Source organism: Komagataeibacter saccharivorans, from assembly GCF_004348195.1.
In the GTDB taxonomy this organism is placed as follows: domain Bacteria; phylum Pseudomonadota; class Alphaproteobacteria; order Acetobacterales; family Acetobacteraceae; genus Komagataeibacter; species Komagataeibacter saccharivorans.
Map to the genome: position 1 here is coordinate 300368 of NZ_CP036404.1, position 14629 is coordinate 314996.

The following is a 14629-nucleotide window of genomic DNA, read 5'->3' on the forward strand; positions in this document are numbered from 1 at the left end:
GGTTTTACCCGGTCGGGCCGACCGTATGTCCGGGTCATGGCTTTCCCGTCTTGCCAAAGAAAACACACTGGCCCTTAAAGCCTTCAGGGGGCGAAAGGTTGCATCTGCCTGCATGGGACGGTGAACCGGGTTGTGGGGTGCGGGAGCGGTGTCAGATTCTCCGTCATGCCGTCCCTGTTACGGGGCCAACCCGGCGCGTTCTGCCACGTTGATATTCCGGGCCGGTACCGGGTGCTGGTTACGTGGCGGGTATGGTGCGCATGTCTAATGTAGAGCGTTTCGAGTTTATCCTGCTCCTCATCGTGCTGATCGTTGGGCTGGATCTGGCGGCGCGCAAGCTGCGCCTGCCGCCCGCCACGGCACTCGTTCTGGGTGGGATTGCCATCGCCCTTATGCCGGGGCTGCCTGTCATCGGGATTGATCCTGATCTGGTGCTGATCGTGTTCCTGCCGCCGCTGCTGCTGGGCGGGGCCTATTTTTCGGTATGGCATGCGTTCCGGGCCAATCTGGCGGGTATTCTGCAACTGGCGATAGGCGGGGTTGCGTTCACGACCTTCGTGGTGGGGGTGACCACGCGCTGGCTTATTCCGTCCATGCCGTGGGCAGGCTGTTTCGCGCTGGGGGCGATCGTGGCCCCGCCGGATGCGGTGGCGGCCAAGGCCGTGCTACGGCGCGTGTCCCTGCCTGAACGCATCACCACATTGCTGGAAGGTGAAAGCCTGCTGGATGATGCCTCAAGCCTTGTCCTGTACCGTTTCGCCACCATTGCGGCGCTGACGGGGGCGTTCAGCCTTGTAAATGCCGGGGTCACATTCGGGTTGCTGGCTGCGGGCGGGCTGGTTCTGGGCTGCGTGCTGGGGTGGGTATGGATCAGGCTGCTGCACAGGGTGCGTGACCGTATCCTCAGCATCACCATGACCCTGCTGCTGCCGTGGGTGGCTTATATCGGGGGGGAGCGGATCGGGGTTTCGGGTGTCATCACTACGGTGGTGGCGGGGCTGGTGCTGGGCTGGCGGCAGCATGACGTGTTCAGTGCGGATGAGCGCCTGCGCTGGGCGGCCGTGTGGGAAGTGTTGGTGTTCCTGCTGGAATCGCTTGTGTTCGTGCTGATCGGCACATCGCTGCATGCGATCGCGTTGCGGCATATGGGCACCGGCTGGGTCGTGCAGGACGTGTTCGGCCCGGTGGCGGGTATTGTTGCCGCAGTCCTGATCTCCCGCTTTCTGTGGATGTTTGTGACCGAAGGGCTGCGCGTTGTCTGGCTGCCGCGTGAAATGCGACCCGACTGGCACATGTTTTCCAGCTTTGTCGTCATCATGGGGTGGTGTGGCATGCGCGGCGTGGTCAGTCTTGCCATTGCGCTCGCCCTGCCAGAAGAAATGCCCAACCGCGACATCATGGAGATCGCAACCTTCGTGGTCATTCTTGTAACCGTGCTGGGGCAGGGCACGACCATCGGCTGGGTTATCCGCATGATGGGGGAAGAACGGGCACAGCAGCCCAAAGGGCTGTGGCATTACCTGTCCGTGTCGCAGGCGCGCGCGCTGGTCGCCCGATCACAGGAAAGCGCGATACGTGAACTGGCCTATGGCGCGGATGGGGAACTGATCCACGGACATCTGCTGGAACAGTACAGCTATCGCGCGGAACTGGCCGAGCGTTTCAGCCATGAACCCGAGGCATTGCAGGGCCATCAGGACACGCAGCACCGGGTGGTGCTGGCCATCATCACGGCGGGACGGAAGGAACTGCTACGCCTGCACCGTACCGGTGCGATCCATGATGCGGTCCTGCATCAGCTTGAACATGAACTGGACCTGCAGCAGATGATGGCGGAAGGCGGTCTGATCTGACCCTATGCCATTTCCCGTGCCAGCAATGTCTCAAGCCAGTCCGCAAAAAGCTGGAGCCTGCGCGAAAGATGCTTGCGATGCGGGTAAAGCAGCGCCATGGGCATTGGTTCCGCCTGCCATTCCGGCATGACCGTCACCAGTTCGCCCGCCGCGATATGGTGGCGGATGTCATAGGGCGGCACCTGCACAAGCCCCAGCCCGGCAAGGGCGCAGGCTACCAGGGCTTCGGCATTGTTTACGGTCACGCGGCCCGGCAGGGTCAGGCTGCGGGCCGTGCCGTTTTCCATCCATTCCCATGCTTCCACCCGTCCGGTGGTGGGGGAGGCATAGCGCACGGTTTCATGCCCGTCCGTCAGGTCCGCCGGTGTCCGGGGTATGCCATGCCGGGCGAGATAGGCGGGACTGGCCACGTTGACCAGCGCCAGTTCGCCCATCCTGCGGGCAATCAGGCCGGAATCAGATAACGGTCCGATACGCAGCACGCAGTCCACCCCATCGCCGATCAGGTTGATGGCCCGGTCGGTTACGCCCAGTTCGATATCGATTTCAGGATAACGCTGCAAAAAGGACGGCAGGTTGGGGGCAACCAGCAGGCGCCCGATCCGGCCCGGCATGTCCACGCGCAGCAGGCCCCGGACGCCTGCGCCATCACGGCGGAACAGGCCCTCCGCTTCCTCCACATCGGCTATCAGCCGCACGCAGTGGTCGTAAAAGGCGCTTCCGTCCGGCGTGGGGGCGACGGAACGGGTGGTGCGGGCCAGCAGGCGTGTGCCCAGCCGGGTCTCCAGCTCCTGTATGGCGGTGGAGACGGAGGAGCGGGGCATTTTCAGGGTCTCGGCCGCATGGGTGAAACTGGATGTTTCCACCACGCGGGTAAAGATACGGAACAGGTCGATACGATCCACGATAACCCCGGGGCAGGCTTATGGTTTGTTCGTAATTTCTGACATGTGTTGTCAGGAATGCACGCTTTATACCGTTAATCTAACTGATAACCTGCCCACCTGAAAAGCATAACGGAGGGAAGACGGACATGACGGATCATGGCATCAAGGGCAAGACGGTCCTTATTGCAGGCGGGGCGAAAAATCTGGGCGGTCTGATCGCGCGTGATCTGGCCGCGCACGGGGCGGGGGCCATCGCCATTCACTATAACAGCGAGGCGACGCGACCCGAGGCCGAAAGGACGCTCGCGGACCTGAAGGCCGCAGGCGTGCATGCCGTGGCCCTGCAGGCCGATCTTACGCGCGATGGCGCGGTCGCCCGCCTGTTTGCCGATACGGTTGCGGCAATCGGGCAGCCGGACATTGCAATCAATACCGTGGGCAAGGTGCTGAAAAAGCCGATTGTCGAAACGTCCGAAGCTGAATTCGACGCGATGTTCGCTATCAACACCCGTGTCGCCTATTTTTTCATCAAGGAAGCGGGCGTACACCTGAAGGATAACGGCAAGCTGCTGAGCATCGTCACATCGCTTCTGGGGGCCTATACGCCATTCTATTCCACCTATGCCGGGTCCAAGGCTGCGGTTGAACATTTCACGCGCGCTGCATCGAAGGAATACGGAGCACGCGGCATATCGGTCAACGCCATCGGCCCCGGCCCGATGGACACGCCCTTCTTCTACGGTCAGGAAGCGCCCGATGCGGTGGCCTACCACAAATCCGCTGCCGCCCTGTCCGCCTTCAGCAAAACGGGGCTGACGGAGATCGAGGATATCGTCCCTTATGTGCGCTTCATCGTGTCGGAGGGATGGTGGATGACCGGCCAGACCATTCTGGTCAATGGCGGCTATACCACCAAATAGGGTATTTTCATCCCACGCGCCGTGCATGCAGGCGGGACTGTCGGAGCGGTGGCGGGCAGTGGCAATATATTACGATGTTGCATTGACCGTCCGCGCGCGGGCAGGGTAGGCTGGATGCCTCCTGTCCGTTCGTAGGGGTGGTCATGCATCTGATCCTGCCTTCCCCCGGTCAATTAATGGATGCGCGCATGCGCCCCGGATATGTCCTTCTGGATGCGGGACGCGCACTGGCGCAGACCTGCCGCCTTGGGGAAAGCGCGTTCATGCGCGCCAGCGGCCTTGCATCGGAAGCGGCCTATAAACGCGCAACCGGCGCGACAGGGCGCATCATGCAGCACGCCCATATTGGCTTTCGTGATGTAGGCCGCACGGTCGAAGGCATGCGCAGCGTACGCGATACATGCGCCGCGCGGGGCGTTACGGTGGATCGTTTCGGCATTACGCTTGACTGGTCGATGGGATATCCGCTGGAAATGCGTGCCCGGGCCGGACGGGGCACGGGTATCGTGATGAATGACACCAGTGACTTCGCCCGCATCGTCAATGCCTGTTCCGCCGCTACGCATTTCGGGGATTTCATGCTCGGCCTGCCCGGTGCGCTGGACAATACGCGGGCGGCCATTGCGGCTGGCGTGACCTCAATCGGTAATCTGGGCCAGTATTTTACCTTTCGTCTGCCCCATTGGGATGATGATGTCGCCACCACGGAAGCAACGGTGACGGCGCTGGGTCTGATCGCGGCGCAGGATGCCGAAATTCTGGTGCATTCCAATCTGGATGACGGCTTTGCCGGGCTGTTTGTGGATATGGGCTGTAGCCTCGGCATGGCGATCATAGAAAAATATATTATCGAGGATCTGACCGGCGCGCCCCTGTCACACTGTTATGGCCATCATTTTTCAGATCCGGTGTCGCGCATGGCCTTTCATGCGGCGTTACGGCAGGTCAACGATACACCCGGCACGATGATTTTTGGCAATACGGTGGCGTATCGCGCGGCGGATGCCGCCAATTACGCCAGCCTTGCCAATTACCTGCTGGCCGATATCGCGGCGTTGCGGCGCTGGCCCACGGGCCATGCCATCAATCCGGTGCCGGTAACGGAAAACAGCCGCATCCCTGATGTGGACGAAATTATCGACGCCCAGTGCTTTGCCACGCGCCTTGTGCAGCATGCAGGTTTTTATCAGGATCTGTTCGACTGGCCACGGGTGGAGGCCATGGCCACCCGGCTGGTGGATGCGGGAAAACGCTTCGCGCAGGATGTGCTGGCGGGCATGGCGGCGGCAGGGGTGGATATTCGTGATCCCGCGCAGCTCATGCTGGCCATACGCCGGACGGGGCCGCGCACGCTGGAAGCGTTATACGGCCCCGGTGCGATCGCGCCGGATACCGGCAGCCGGATGCCGGTTGTGGTCGCCCAGTGGGCACGCGAACTGGATGAGATGGCGGAAGAATGGCTGACGACCCAGGGGGCGCTTATTGCCCGCATCCGCGCGGCGGGCGACACGGTTCCGTGTGTATGCGTTGGCACGTCTGATGTGCATGAGCATGGCAAGTATCTGGTCGAGCGCGCGCTATCGGGACTGGGCGTGCGGATTGTCGATGGCGGGGTATCTGTTGATCCCGAAAATCTGGTGGCGCGCGCGGTGGCGGGCAGGGCGGATATTATCGCCGTCAGCACCTATAATGGCGTCGCCCTGCGCTACTGCCGCGAAGTGCAGGCAGCTATGGACGCATGCGGCCTGAAGGCCGGATTGCTGATGGGCGGACGACTGAACGAAATTCCCTCTGATTCCAATTCCGGCCTGCCGGTGGACGTAACTGGCGAGATCACCGCTACGGGGGCCGTAGCCTGCGTGGGGCTTGATGACATGACTGCTGCCATCATGGATGTGCTGCCAGTATCCGCCTGACAGGCCCGCAAGGGCAGGGCGGCATCGCCCTGACAGGTGTCTGAATACAGCTTCAGCCCCGACATTATAAAATGTGCGGGGCCGGGATGGTCGTTTGCATGATCTGTCATGCTGATAGGCAGCAGGGAAAGTCGATGGGTGCGGGACCTGCCCGCACCCCGCCATCCGTCAGGACTGACCGAGGATTTCTGCCGTGGCGCGTTCCAGAATGGTGGCGATGCGGCGGGCTTCTTCCGGCCCGCAGCCACGTTTGCTGCGCAGGGCATTCCTGATTCCATGCCGCGCCTGATTCAGCACTTCGTTATCGGGTCCATCCGTGCCGTCGGGACCGGCGAAGGCTTCGCGCACCTCCGCCATGCGTCCGCCAATACGGGCCAGTGTTTCCAGAATGGTCGCCGCCTGTTCGCGCCGGGTATCCAGATAGGCACGGCCTGTATCGGTCAGGGTATACAGCTTACGGTTGCCGTCCTTGCTGGATGCCGTGTGGCCGATTTCATCCAGATAGGTCAGCGCGGGATAGATCATGCCCGGACTGGGAGTGTAGAAGCCGCCGGAATGTTCTTCCAGTTGACGGATCAGTTCATAGCCATGCGCCGGGCGCTCGCCCAGCAGGCTGAGCAGGACAAGCTGCAGTTCATCGGAACTGAGCTTGCGTCCGGCGGGGAAGTCGCCCCGGCCAAAACCGCGACCGAAGCCGCGCCCCATCCGGTGGCCAAAGCCATGGCGTCGTCCGCCACGTCCCTTGCCGGATTCATGAGAATGGGAGGAATGGTGTGTGTTATGCTCTTTAATCATGTTTTACGATATAGAATATCTTACGATAGGGTTCAAGCGGATTACCCATTAAAATATCGTAAGATATAATTTTCGTAACTTAAGCCTTGGCGAACGCTGTTCAGCTAACAGGATCTGCGCCCAGATGCTGCGTGCCCTTGCGGCTGGCAAGCTGCATCTGGCGCTCACGTTCCGCGTAACGCCTGCGCTGGGCTTCGGTCCGTTCCGCATGGCAGTGCGGGCAACTGATGCCGGCTTCATATTCGGGGGCTTTGCGGTCGGCCTCGCTCAACGGCGTGCGACAGGCATGGCATATGTCGAACGAACCGGGTTTCAGCCCGTGGCCCACGCTTACGCGCTGGTCGAACACAAAGCATTCCCCGTCCCACAGGCTTTCAGGCTCCGGCACGGTTTCCAGATATTTCAGGATGCCTCCCTGCAGGTGGAATACATCCTCTATCCCCTCCGCACGGACGAAGGCGGTGGCTTTTTCGCACCGGATGCCGCCGGTGCAGAACATGGCGATCCTGGGTGCCCGGCCTTCATTTTTCAGTTCCTGCTGGCGTTCGCGGAACCATTGCGGGAATTCACGGAAGCTGCGGGTGCCCGGATCAATCGCGCCGCGAAAGGTTCCGATCGCCACTTCATAATCGTTGCGCGTGTCGATCACGATGGTGTCGGGATCGGAAATCAGCGCGTTCCAGTCCTCTGGCGCAACGTAGTGGCCAACATCACGCCTTGGGTCCAGTCCCTCGACACCCATGGTTACGATCTCACGCTTGATGCGGACCTTCATGCGGTGGAAGGGCAGGGCAGGCGCACGGGAAAACTTAACTTCCAGATCCGCGCAACCGGGCAGGGCGCGTATGACCGCCAGAATATCCGCAATCGCGCTGTCGGTTCCCGCAATCGTGCCGTTTATCCCTTCCTGCGCCAGCAGCAGGATGCCCCGTATGCCCAGCTTCCGGCATGCTTCAAGCAACTGCGCACGCAGCGTCGTGCAGTCCGCAAACGACGTGAAGTGATAAAGGGCCGCGACACGGATGGGCAGCGCGCCCTCATGCTCGGTCGGGACAACGGGGGAAGTCATATCCATTACACTGCAACCATGGGCTGAAAATTGCCACGTGCAATGGCACGGCACGATGCCGCACCCTGCATGCGGGCAGGAAAGCCCGGCGTCCGGGCATAAGGCAGGGTCAGTCATAACGGAGTTTGCGCCCGATTGCACCATGGCTGACATCAGGCGGATGGATGGTACTGCACGTCCCGGCGGAACATGCTTATATCGCGCCAGTTTTCCAGCCAGACCTTACGGGACGCCATTGTCATGACTGTAACCCTCTATCACAACCCTGCCTGCGGAACCTCGCGCAATGTGCTGGCCATGCTGCGTGCGGCGGGGATCGAGCCGGTCGTGGTCAATTACCTTAAAAATCCGCCAGCCCGTGCTGAACTGGACGTGCTGGCCAGCCGGCTGGTCGTGCCGGTGCGTGAACTGCTGCGGCAGCGGGGCACGCCCTATGCGGAACTGGGGCTGGATAATCCTGCCCTGACGGATGGGCAGATACTTGACGCGATTGCCGCCCATCCGGTTCTGCTCAATCGTCCGGTGGTGATGACCGAACAGGCCGCGCGTCCGTGCAGGCCCAGGGAAGTTCTGTACGAACTCCTGCCCCAAACGCGCCCCGCCGATCCCGCGTCCTGAATTACGCTGCTTTCCGCACCCGGCAGCGTATGAGGTGAATCAGGACAAAGAATATCGATGTGCCCAGACTGGCGATGGCGATCATGCGCTGGTGTGGGTCGAAGGCCATCGCTGCGAAAATGAGAATGACCGCACCAAGCGTTGCGATATTGATGGCCGGGAAAAACGGCAGTTGGAAAGCAGCCCGCTGCCCGGCGGTGCGGGCCTGCCTGCGCGTGACCAGATAGGCTGTCACGATCAGCGAATAGACCAGCAGGATCACCCCGCCGCTACAGCTAAGCAGGAACGCAAACACCGTGCCGGGTGCGAGGATGGATGAAAACGCCACGATCCCGCCTGCGATGGAATTGGCGATGATGGCGTTGACGGGTGTGTGCTGGCGGCCATAACGCTGTAGCAGGGCCGGGGCATCGTTATGCCGCGCCAGTTCAGCCAGCACGCGCGATGTGATGTACAGGCTGGAGTTCATGCACGATACAACCGCCGTCAGCACCACGATCTGCATGAACAGGGCAGCCCCCGGAATACCCATGATCTCAAGGGCCGCGATAAAGGGCGAATGACCCGGCACCACATCGCTCCAGGGCACGATCATCAGGATCATGGCGATGGACAGGCTGTTGAACAGCGTAAGCCGCAGGCCGATGGTTCGGGTCACGCGCGCGGCGTTCCGTGCCGGATCGGCTGATTCACCTGCGGCAACCGTCGCGATTTCAGATCCGATCATGGTGAACAGGACAGAGGGGATGATGGAAACCATCGCCACCATACCGTGCGGGAATATGCCACCATGCCCCAGCACGTTGCGCGTGACCGGCACGCCGGGGCCGAACAGATGCGCGACATACAGGCCGCCTGCCGCCACAAACAGCACGATACTGATCACCTTGACCAGTGACAGCCAGAACTCGCATTCCCCGAATATATGCACGGCCGCAAGGTTGATGAGCTTCAGCGCCACGATCAGCGCCGTGGCCAGCACCCACACCGGCAGGTTGATCCAGTCATGCAGCAGGATGGCCCCGGCAATGGCTTCGCTGCCCAGTGCCACCAGCCAGAAGAACCAGTAAAGCCAGCCTGCGGTAAAGGCCGCGCCATTCCCATGCGCCAGACGGATATATTCGATAAACGATCCCTTGCCCGGATTGGCCGTGACCATTTCGCCCAGCATGCGCATGATCAGCATGACCAGCATGCCCACGGCGACGAAGGCCAGCAGGACCGCAGGCCCTGCGGCGGCAATGGCCGCGCTGCTGCCGACAAACAGTCCCGCCCCGATCCCGCCACCCAGCGCGATCATGATGATGTGGCGGTTCCGCAGCCGTGACACCGGTCGGGCGGGATGCTGGGGGGCTGTCGTATCGCTCATGCCGGATGCTCATTCCACAAAAGACAGGGACGCGAAGTGAAAGGCGCTGGCCCCGGTTCCGACATCATCGGGTGGGGACGCCGACTGTCCGTATCAGCCCGCAGGCCGGATCGGGCAGATGAGGATGCAGGACGCATTTCAGGGATGAAAACCGGCGTCGTATGCCGGAAGCCAGACAGGATCATGCCGGTTTCGGGCTGGTCACGCGCGGGCAGACGGGCCTGTGCGGTGCTTTTTGTTTCGGTTTCATGCCGAACATAGGACAGGAAGCAGGGCAGTCTGTAAAGGGGCAGGTGTGCCACATTATAACAAATTGAAGTTTTTATAATATCGTGAATGAAGGCTGCACCGGGTTGACGGGTGGACGGCAATTCGCTGCGGCAGGGGATCAGACGGCGCCGTTTTCCACCACGGGGCGGGTCGCATATACCGGGGGCAGTTCCACAAGATTGACCGGCGCGCCCTGTTCATGCAGGCGACGGGTCATGTCACGGATGCTGTCATGGTGGGTGAACAGCAGGACCTGCGTGGTGCGGGCGAAATCCACCAGTGCGCTTAGCGTGCTGCGGCTGCGGGCATCGTCAAACTGCACCAGCAGGTCATCGGCAATGAAGGGCAGAGGCTCGGCAGACCGGCAGTAGGTCTCCACACTGGCCAGCCGGAACGCAAGGAAAAGCTGGTCGCGCGTGCCCGCGCTCATCTTCTTTACCGGTACGATGCTGCCGTCATGGCGCAGGCCCTGCACCACCGGTTCGTTTGTCGTATCCAGTTCGGTGCGGATGCCCTCGAACGCGCCCCGTGTCGCAAGGGACATGAACTGGCCCGCGCGTGTGACCAGCGGGTCCTGCTCCTGTGCCCGGACACGGTCGATCGCATTGGCGATCAGGGTGCGGGCAAGGGTCAGTTCGGCATATTCTTCCACAATCCGGTGCAGGCGGCTGATTGCGGCTTCGCGCCGGGCGGCGGCCTGCGGGGCTTCGGTATTGTGCTCAAACGCACCCAGAGCCGTTATTTCATGCTGTTCGGCGCGGACGGCATCGTCACGTAACTGCTCCTGTTCCTTCAGTTGGTCCTCGATCCGGGCGGTTTCCGCCAGCAGTTCGGACAAGGTCCGTCCGTCAATCGCCTGTTTCAGATCGGCGGGGGACTGGCCATCGGTCATGCGGGACAGGGTATGCAGGGCGTGCTCAAGCTTCTGGTGTACCTGATCGCGGCGGGTCAGACGCTCCGCCAGAAGCTGAAGGCCCTCGGGAGCTTCGGTATGCGTGCGGACCTGAAGGGCCTGAATATCCGCCATGGCTGCGGACAGGGTCGTCTCGCTCTCGGTAACAGCCTGCGCGGCCCGTTTCATTTCCGCGTGCAGGGCCTCGCGCTGGACGCGGGCTTTTTCTGCGGCTTTCCAGTGGTCGCTCAGGGCCAGAGCCGCATCCATGCTATCGGATGGCAGGGCAAGCGGAATACGCGGGCGCAGATCGTCCATCACCTGCGTCAGTTCGGTCAGTGCCTGCCGTGCGTGCGCACGCGCGTCGTCCAGTTCGGCCAGTTGTTCTATATAGGCCGGGGCCGCCGCCCATTCCCCGGCAAGATCACGTGCCGTGACGGGCGCGGCATCGGCGGGCAGGCCGATCACCTGCATGGCCGTCGCCCATTTTTCCTGCCACGCCTGCCGCTCCATACGCAGGCTTTCCGCCTGCTGGGCCTGCTGCGCCAGAACGGGCCGCAGTTCATCGCATTCGCGTTTCAGCCTGTTGTATTCATCATGTTCGGCCACATGCAGGCGCATGGCGGCGGTGACAGATTCGACGCAGGCTGCAAGGCTGGTGCCGGGATCAATGCCGAAGCGTTTCGCCAGCCGTTCCAGATGATCCTGCTGGGTATCGGGCTTTATGCGTTCATGCGCCAGTATCTCCCGTTCGCGGGTGATCTGTTCGGCCCCGGTCAGGATGTCAGTGCGCTGGCGTATGAATGTAGCCAGAGCTTCCGGCGTGACGGCATGGGTGTGCAGGGCCGGGAAGGGCGCGATGAAACCCTGCCAGTGCGCGGCGATCCGTTCATCGGCATCTTTATGGCTGCGATCATAAAGGGTCACCCGGTCGGTGCAGTCCGCAATGCGGCGGCGCAGGTTCTCGATTTCCGCAATGCGGCTGGCTTCGGCCAACAACTGGGTGGACAGGGCATCAACCCTGCTTATGGCGTGATCCAGCGCGGTGGCGTTGACCTGTCGGACAGCATCGGCGGCCACGTGTTGTGGGTCCAGATAGGCAGCGCGCACCATATGCCACACGGCGTCGCGCTGGGTCCGGGCGGTAGCAAGCATTTCTGGTGTTGCGGGACTGCCAGTCTGTTCAAGCTGTGTGAGCTGCGGCTGAAGCGTGGTCAGGTGTTCGCGCTCGCCCGCCAGTTTGCTGGCCAGCCTGTCGCGTTCGGTGCGCAACATGTGCTGGTGTTCAGCGGCCATGCGTACGCCATCCGCGTCGGGGCAGGGCAGGTGACGCAGCAGGTCGATACTGCTGAACCCCATGGCGCCCAGCCGCGCATCAAGATCGGCCTGCTGTTTTTCAAGCGCCTGAGCGCGAAGGTCCAGCCGCTTCATTTCCGCAGGCAGGGCGGTGAAGGGGGCCGCATCTTCCGGCAGGGGCAGATCACGCCCGGCCGCGTGCAGGGTGGACAGGCGCTCCTGCCTGCGGGCGATCTCCAGTTCCGTCTGACCGATTTTCTGCTGCACGCTGTCGTGCTGGCCCTGCCATTGTGCCTGTGCATCGGCTAGCTGGCGGATGGTGTCCAGCACCGCACGCGGCGGCATGCATTGCCGCAGGTCAGCGTCCGGTCCGGCGTTCAGACGCCGGCGCAGGCTGGAAAGGCTTTCGTCAATACTGCGTCGCCTGCTGTCATGTTCGGCTTCAGGCCCGCGATGGGTGCTGACGGCCTGCCCAAGTGAAATGGCGCGCATTACGGGGCCGTGCAGGGCAGCGAGTATGGCGTCCACCTGTGGCACGGCGGTTTTGTGTCTGAGTTCCGTCGCGTGTTCCACTGCCCTGGCGTGGCGGGTGCGGGTGGCGTTGTATGTTTCCAGCGCGGCTGCGATGCTGGCCCCCATGCCCGCAGGCAGGGGGGCCAGATCAGCCTGCCCCGCCAGTTCGGTCTCCAGCAGGGTAATATCATGCAGTTGCGGCACTGCCTTAACCAGCCGTTCGTAATGGGTGTGCTGGCGGCGCAGTTCGGTCTGTCTGGTGCTTATGTCCGCTTTTTTCTGACGGGCTTCTTCAAGGCTGCGGCAATGCCGTTCATACGCATCATGTCCCAGCGAAGCATCGCGAAGGGTTTTCTGCGCAGCGCCAAAGGCATCAAGGGCCTGATAGAATTCCCGGTCGGCTGACCGCCGGGCGGCGAAAAGCCGTGTCCGGCGTGCGTCTATTTCATCCAGACGCACCATAAGGGCGCGCAGGCCCCCGCCCGCTTCCACAATCAGGCGGCCAATATCGCCATTGGCCCTGAGCAGGTCCATCCCGCCCGTACGGAGTGTCTCATCATTCAGGCCGAACAGCGCGGCGAAGCGTTCGCGCGTCATGCCCCCCAGTACGGCTGCCAGCCGGTCATCGCCCACGGTCTGTCCGTCGAAGGTGGACAGGGTGCGCGTGCGGCCCTTGCGGCGGCGCAGGTCCAGTTCCTGCCCGTCCGACAGCATAAGCCGGGCATCCAGCCTGATCTGGTCATTGCCGAAAACCGCGCCATAGGGGGAGCCATGCCCGATCCCGAACAGGAAGTCCGATATGGCGGACAGGCATGTGCTCTTTCCTGCCTCGTTGGGGCCGTGGATGACATGCAGGCCGCAGCCGTCGCCAAAATTCAGGTCCAGTTCGCCAATGGCCCCGTATTTGAAAATCGTGAACCGCTTAATGCGCATCGTCGCCGCCTTCCGGATTTTCAACGACGGCCAGTGCGAGGTCCAGCGCACGGGCGGGAATGTCCTTCAGGATGCTGTCGCGCATTTCCTCCGTCCGGCTGTGGGCAGGCATGCGGTCAAGCACCCCGGTCAGAAGCTGTTCCAGTTCCGCACGCAGCGCATCGGGTGTTGCCGCCGCCCGTATATCTGCCGCGATCCGGCCGCCGGTGGACGGATCAAGCACGGCGGGCCGTTCAGGCAGGTGTGTATGCACCTTCAGCCGTTCGAGCCATATTTCATCCGACAGGCTGGCAAGGACCGTCTCGACTTCCAGTTGCAGGTCATGCGGCGCGCGGATCAGGCCGGGGTGCAGCGGCGTCGTGCCGGTCAGTTCCAGACGCAGCGCCAGTGGCCGCCCCTGCGCCTGTTCCACAAGGGCGCTGACGATATCACGGATCAGGGCGGTCATGTCCGCATGCGTGGCGGCGGTGGACAGGTCCACCGTGGCGCTGGCCCAGCGCACGGCGTCCAGTACCTGATGGGCAACGCCCGCCACTTCTCCATCACGGACGGTAACGAGTGACGCACCCTTTGGCCCCGCCTCGCGTGCGTGGCGCCCCTGCAGGTTGCCTGCATAGACTACATACGGGTCTTCATGCAGGATTTCACGGTTATGGACGTGGCCCAGCGCCCAGTAATCGTAGCCGTGGTTGACCAACTGCTCCACCGTGCAGGGCGCGTAGGTTTCATGGCCTTCACGCCCTTCGCAGGCGGTGTGCAGGATGCCGATATTGAACAGGCCGGGAACCGGGGGCGGGTAGTGACGGGCTATGTTGTCCTCGACCTTGCGGTTGCCAAAGCTGCGTCCATGCACGGCAACGCCCAGATCATTCATGGTTCGCGTTTCCGCGCGGGTGGAGGAAAACAGGTACACATTATCGGTCACATGCAGGTGCCGGGCGAAACGGTTTTCCGCATCGTGATTGCCAAGGATCATGAAAACGCGGATGCCCGCCGCCTTCAACCGGGCCATTCCGTTGACGAAAAACAGGCCGCACTGCGTATCACGCAGGTCGCCATCGAACACGTCGCCCGCCAGCACCACGAAGCGGCAGTCGGTTTCAATGGCAAGGCTGATCATGTCGTCAAAGGCGCGGCGCGAGGCATCGGCCACAAGGCGCGCGTAATCGCCTGATTTTTCCGTAAGCCCCAGCAGCGGGCTGTCCAGATGCAGGTCGGCGGCATGAAGGAAGCGGAATTCATTCATGCCGCCATCGTAATCCATTGAAAGCGGAAGTAAATGCACCCTGCCCACAGGC

10 protein-coding genes are annotated in these 14629 nt (G+C 62.2%); 4 read left to right on the plus strand and 6 right to left on the minus strand.

Annotated features, from left to right (window positions below; translation table 11 throughout):
* Nucleotides 1–260: 260 nt before the first annotated feature.
* The gene (locus tag KSAC_RS01255) at nt 261–1853 is read left to right on the plus strand and encodes a cation:proton antiporter (protein WP_110547770.1); all 1593 of its coding nucleotides are present in this window, start codon (nt 261–263) and stop codon (nt 1851–1853) included.
* A gap of 2 nt (nt 1854–1855) precedes the next feature.
* Here the strand turns inward: KSAC_RS01255 and KSAC_RS01260 are convergent, their stop codons facing one another.
* Complete coding sequence (locus tag KSAC_RS01260; RefSeq protein ID WP_165927264.1) at nt 1856–2758, minus strand: LysR family transcriptional regulator; 903 nt, start codon at nt 2756–2758, stop codon at nt 1856–1858.
* Nucleotides 2759–2886: 128 nt separating this feature from the next.
* Here KSAC_RS01260 and KSAC_RS01265 point away from each other — a divergent pair, with 128 nt between their 5' ends.
* Nucleotides 2887–3660, plus strand: coding sequence for an SDR family oxidoreductase (locus tag KSAC_RS01265; protein WP_132303756.1), 774 nt, complete (start codon nt 2887–2889; stop codon nt 3658–3660).
* Between the two features lie 143 nt (nt 3661–3803).
* A complete protein-coding gene (locus KSAC_RS01270) occupies nt 3804–5576 on the plus strand; it encodes a cobalamin-dependent protein (RefSeq protein ID WP_132303758.1) in 1773 nt (590 codons plus the stop codon).
* 168 nt (nt 5577–5744) lie between these two features.
* Here the strand turns inward: KSAC_RS01270 and KSAC_RS01275 are convergent, their stop codons facing one another.
* Together KSAC_RS01275 and trhO are read right to left on the minus strand one after the other, a co-directional pair.
* Complete coding sequence (locus KSAC_RS01275; RefSeq protein WP_132303760.1) at nt 5745–6371, minus strand: PadR family transcriptional regulator; 627 nt, start codon at nt 6369–6371, stop codon at nt 5745–5747.
* A 100-nt stretch (nt 6372–6471) separates the two neighbouring features.
* Complete coding sequence (gene trhO, locus KSAC_RS01280) at nt 6472–7446, minus strand: oxygen-dependent tRNA uridine(34) hydroxylase TrhO (protein WP_132303762.1); 975 nt, start codon at nt 7444–7446, stop codon at nt 6472–6474.
* A 234-nt stretch (nt 7447–7680) separates the two neighbouring features.
* Between trhO and arsC the strand changes: the two genes are divergently transcribed.
* Nucleotides 7681–8058, plus strand: coding sequence for an arsenate reductase (glutaredoxin) (gene arsC / locus KSAC_RS01285; protein ID WP_110547771.1), 378 nt, complete (start codon nt 7681–7683; stop codon nt 8056–8058).
* A 1-nt stretch (nt 8059) separates the two neighbouring features.
* Here the strand turns inward: arsC and KSAC_RS01290 are convergent, their stop codons facing one another.
* The 3 genes from KSAC_RS01290 to KSAC_RS01300 all read right to left on the minus strand — a co-directional run bounded on the left by KSAC_RS01290 (nt 8060) and on the right by KSAC_RS01300 (nt 14577).
* Complete coding sequence (locus KSAC_RS01290) at nt 8060–9427, minus strand: amino acid permease (protein WP_132303764.1); 1368 nt, start codon at nt 9425–9427, stop codon at nt 8060–8062.
* Nucleotides 9428–9815: 388 nt separating this feature from the next.
* Complete coding sequence (locus KSAC_RS01295; RefSeq protein WP_132303766.1) at nt 9816–13331, minus strand: YhaN family protein; 3516 nt, start codon at nt 13329–13331, stop codon at nt 9816–9818.
* Nucleotides 13321–14577, minus strand: a complete 1257-nt coding sequence (locus KSAC_RS01300; RefSeq protein ID WP_243705253.1) for a metallophosphoesterase family protein — start codon at nt 14575–14577, stop codon at nt 13321–13323. Before KSAC_RS01300 ends, KSAC_RS01295 begins: the two co-directional genes overlap by 11 nt.
* Between the last annotated feature and the right edge of the window lie 52 nt (nt 14578–14629).

Excerpts from the sequence above, each read along its gene's own strand:
- KSAC_RS01290 (WP_132303764.1), bottom strand. The coding sequence starts at position 9,427 with ATGAGCGATACGACAGCCCCCCAGCATCCCGCCCGACCGGTGTCACGG.
- KSAC_RS01255 (WP_110547770.1), top strand. The coding sequence starts at position 261 with ATGTCTAATGTAGAGCGTTTCGAGTTTATCCTGCTCCTCATCGTGCTG.
- KSAC_RS01270 (WP_132303758.1), top strand. The coding sequence starts at position 3,804 with ATGCATCTGATCCTGCCTTCCCCCGGTCAATTAATGGATGCGCGCATG.
- KSAC_RS01300 (WP_243705253.1), bottom strand. The coding sequence starts at position 14,577 with ATGAATGAATTCCGCTTCCTTCATGCCGCCGACCTGCATCTGGACAGC.
- KSAC_RS01265 (WP_132303756.1), top strand. The coding sequence starts at position 2,887 with ATGACGGATCATGGCATCAAGGGCAAGACGGTCCTTATTGCAGGCGGG.
- KSAC_RS01295 (WP_132303766.1), bottom strand. The coding sequence starts at position 13,331 with ATGCGCATTAAGCGGTTCACGATTTTCAAATACGGGGCCATTGGCGAA.
- KSAC_RS01275 (WP_132303760.1), bottom strand. The coding sequence starts at position 6,371 with ATGATTAAAGAGCATAACACACACCATTCCTCCCATTCTCATGAATCC.
- trhO (WP_132303762.1), bottom strand. The coding sequence starts at position 7,446 with ATGGATATGACTTCCCCCGTTGTCCCGACCGAGCATGAGGGCGCGCTG.
- arsC (WP_110547771.1), top strand. The coding sequence starts at position 7,681 with ATGACTGTAACCCTCTATCACAACCCTGCCTGCGGAACCTCGCGCAAT.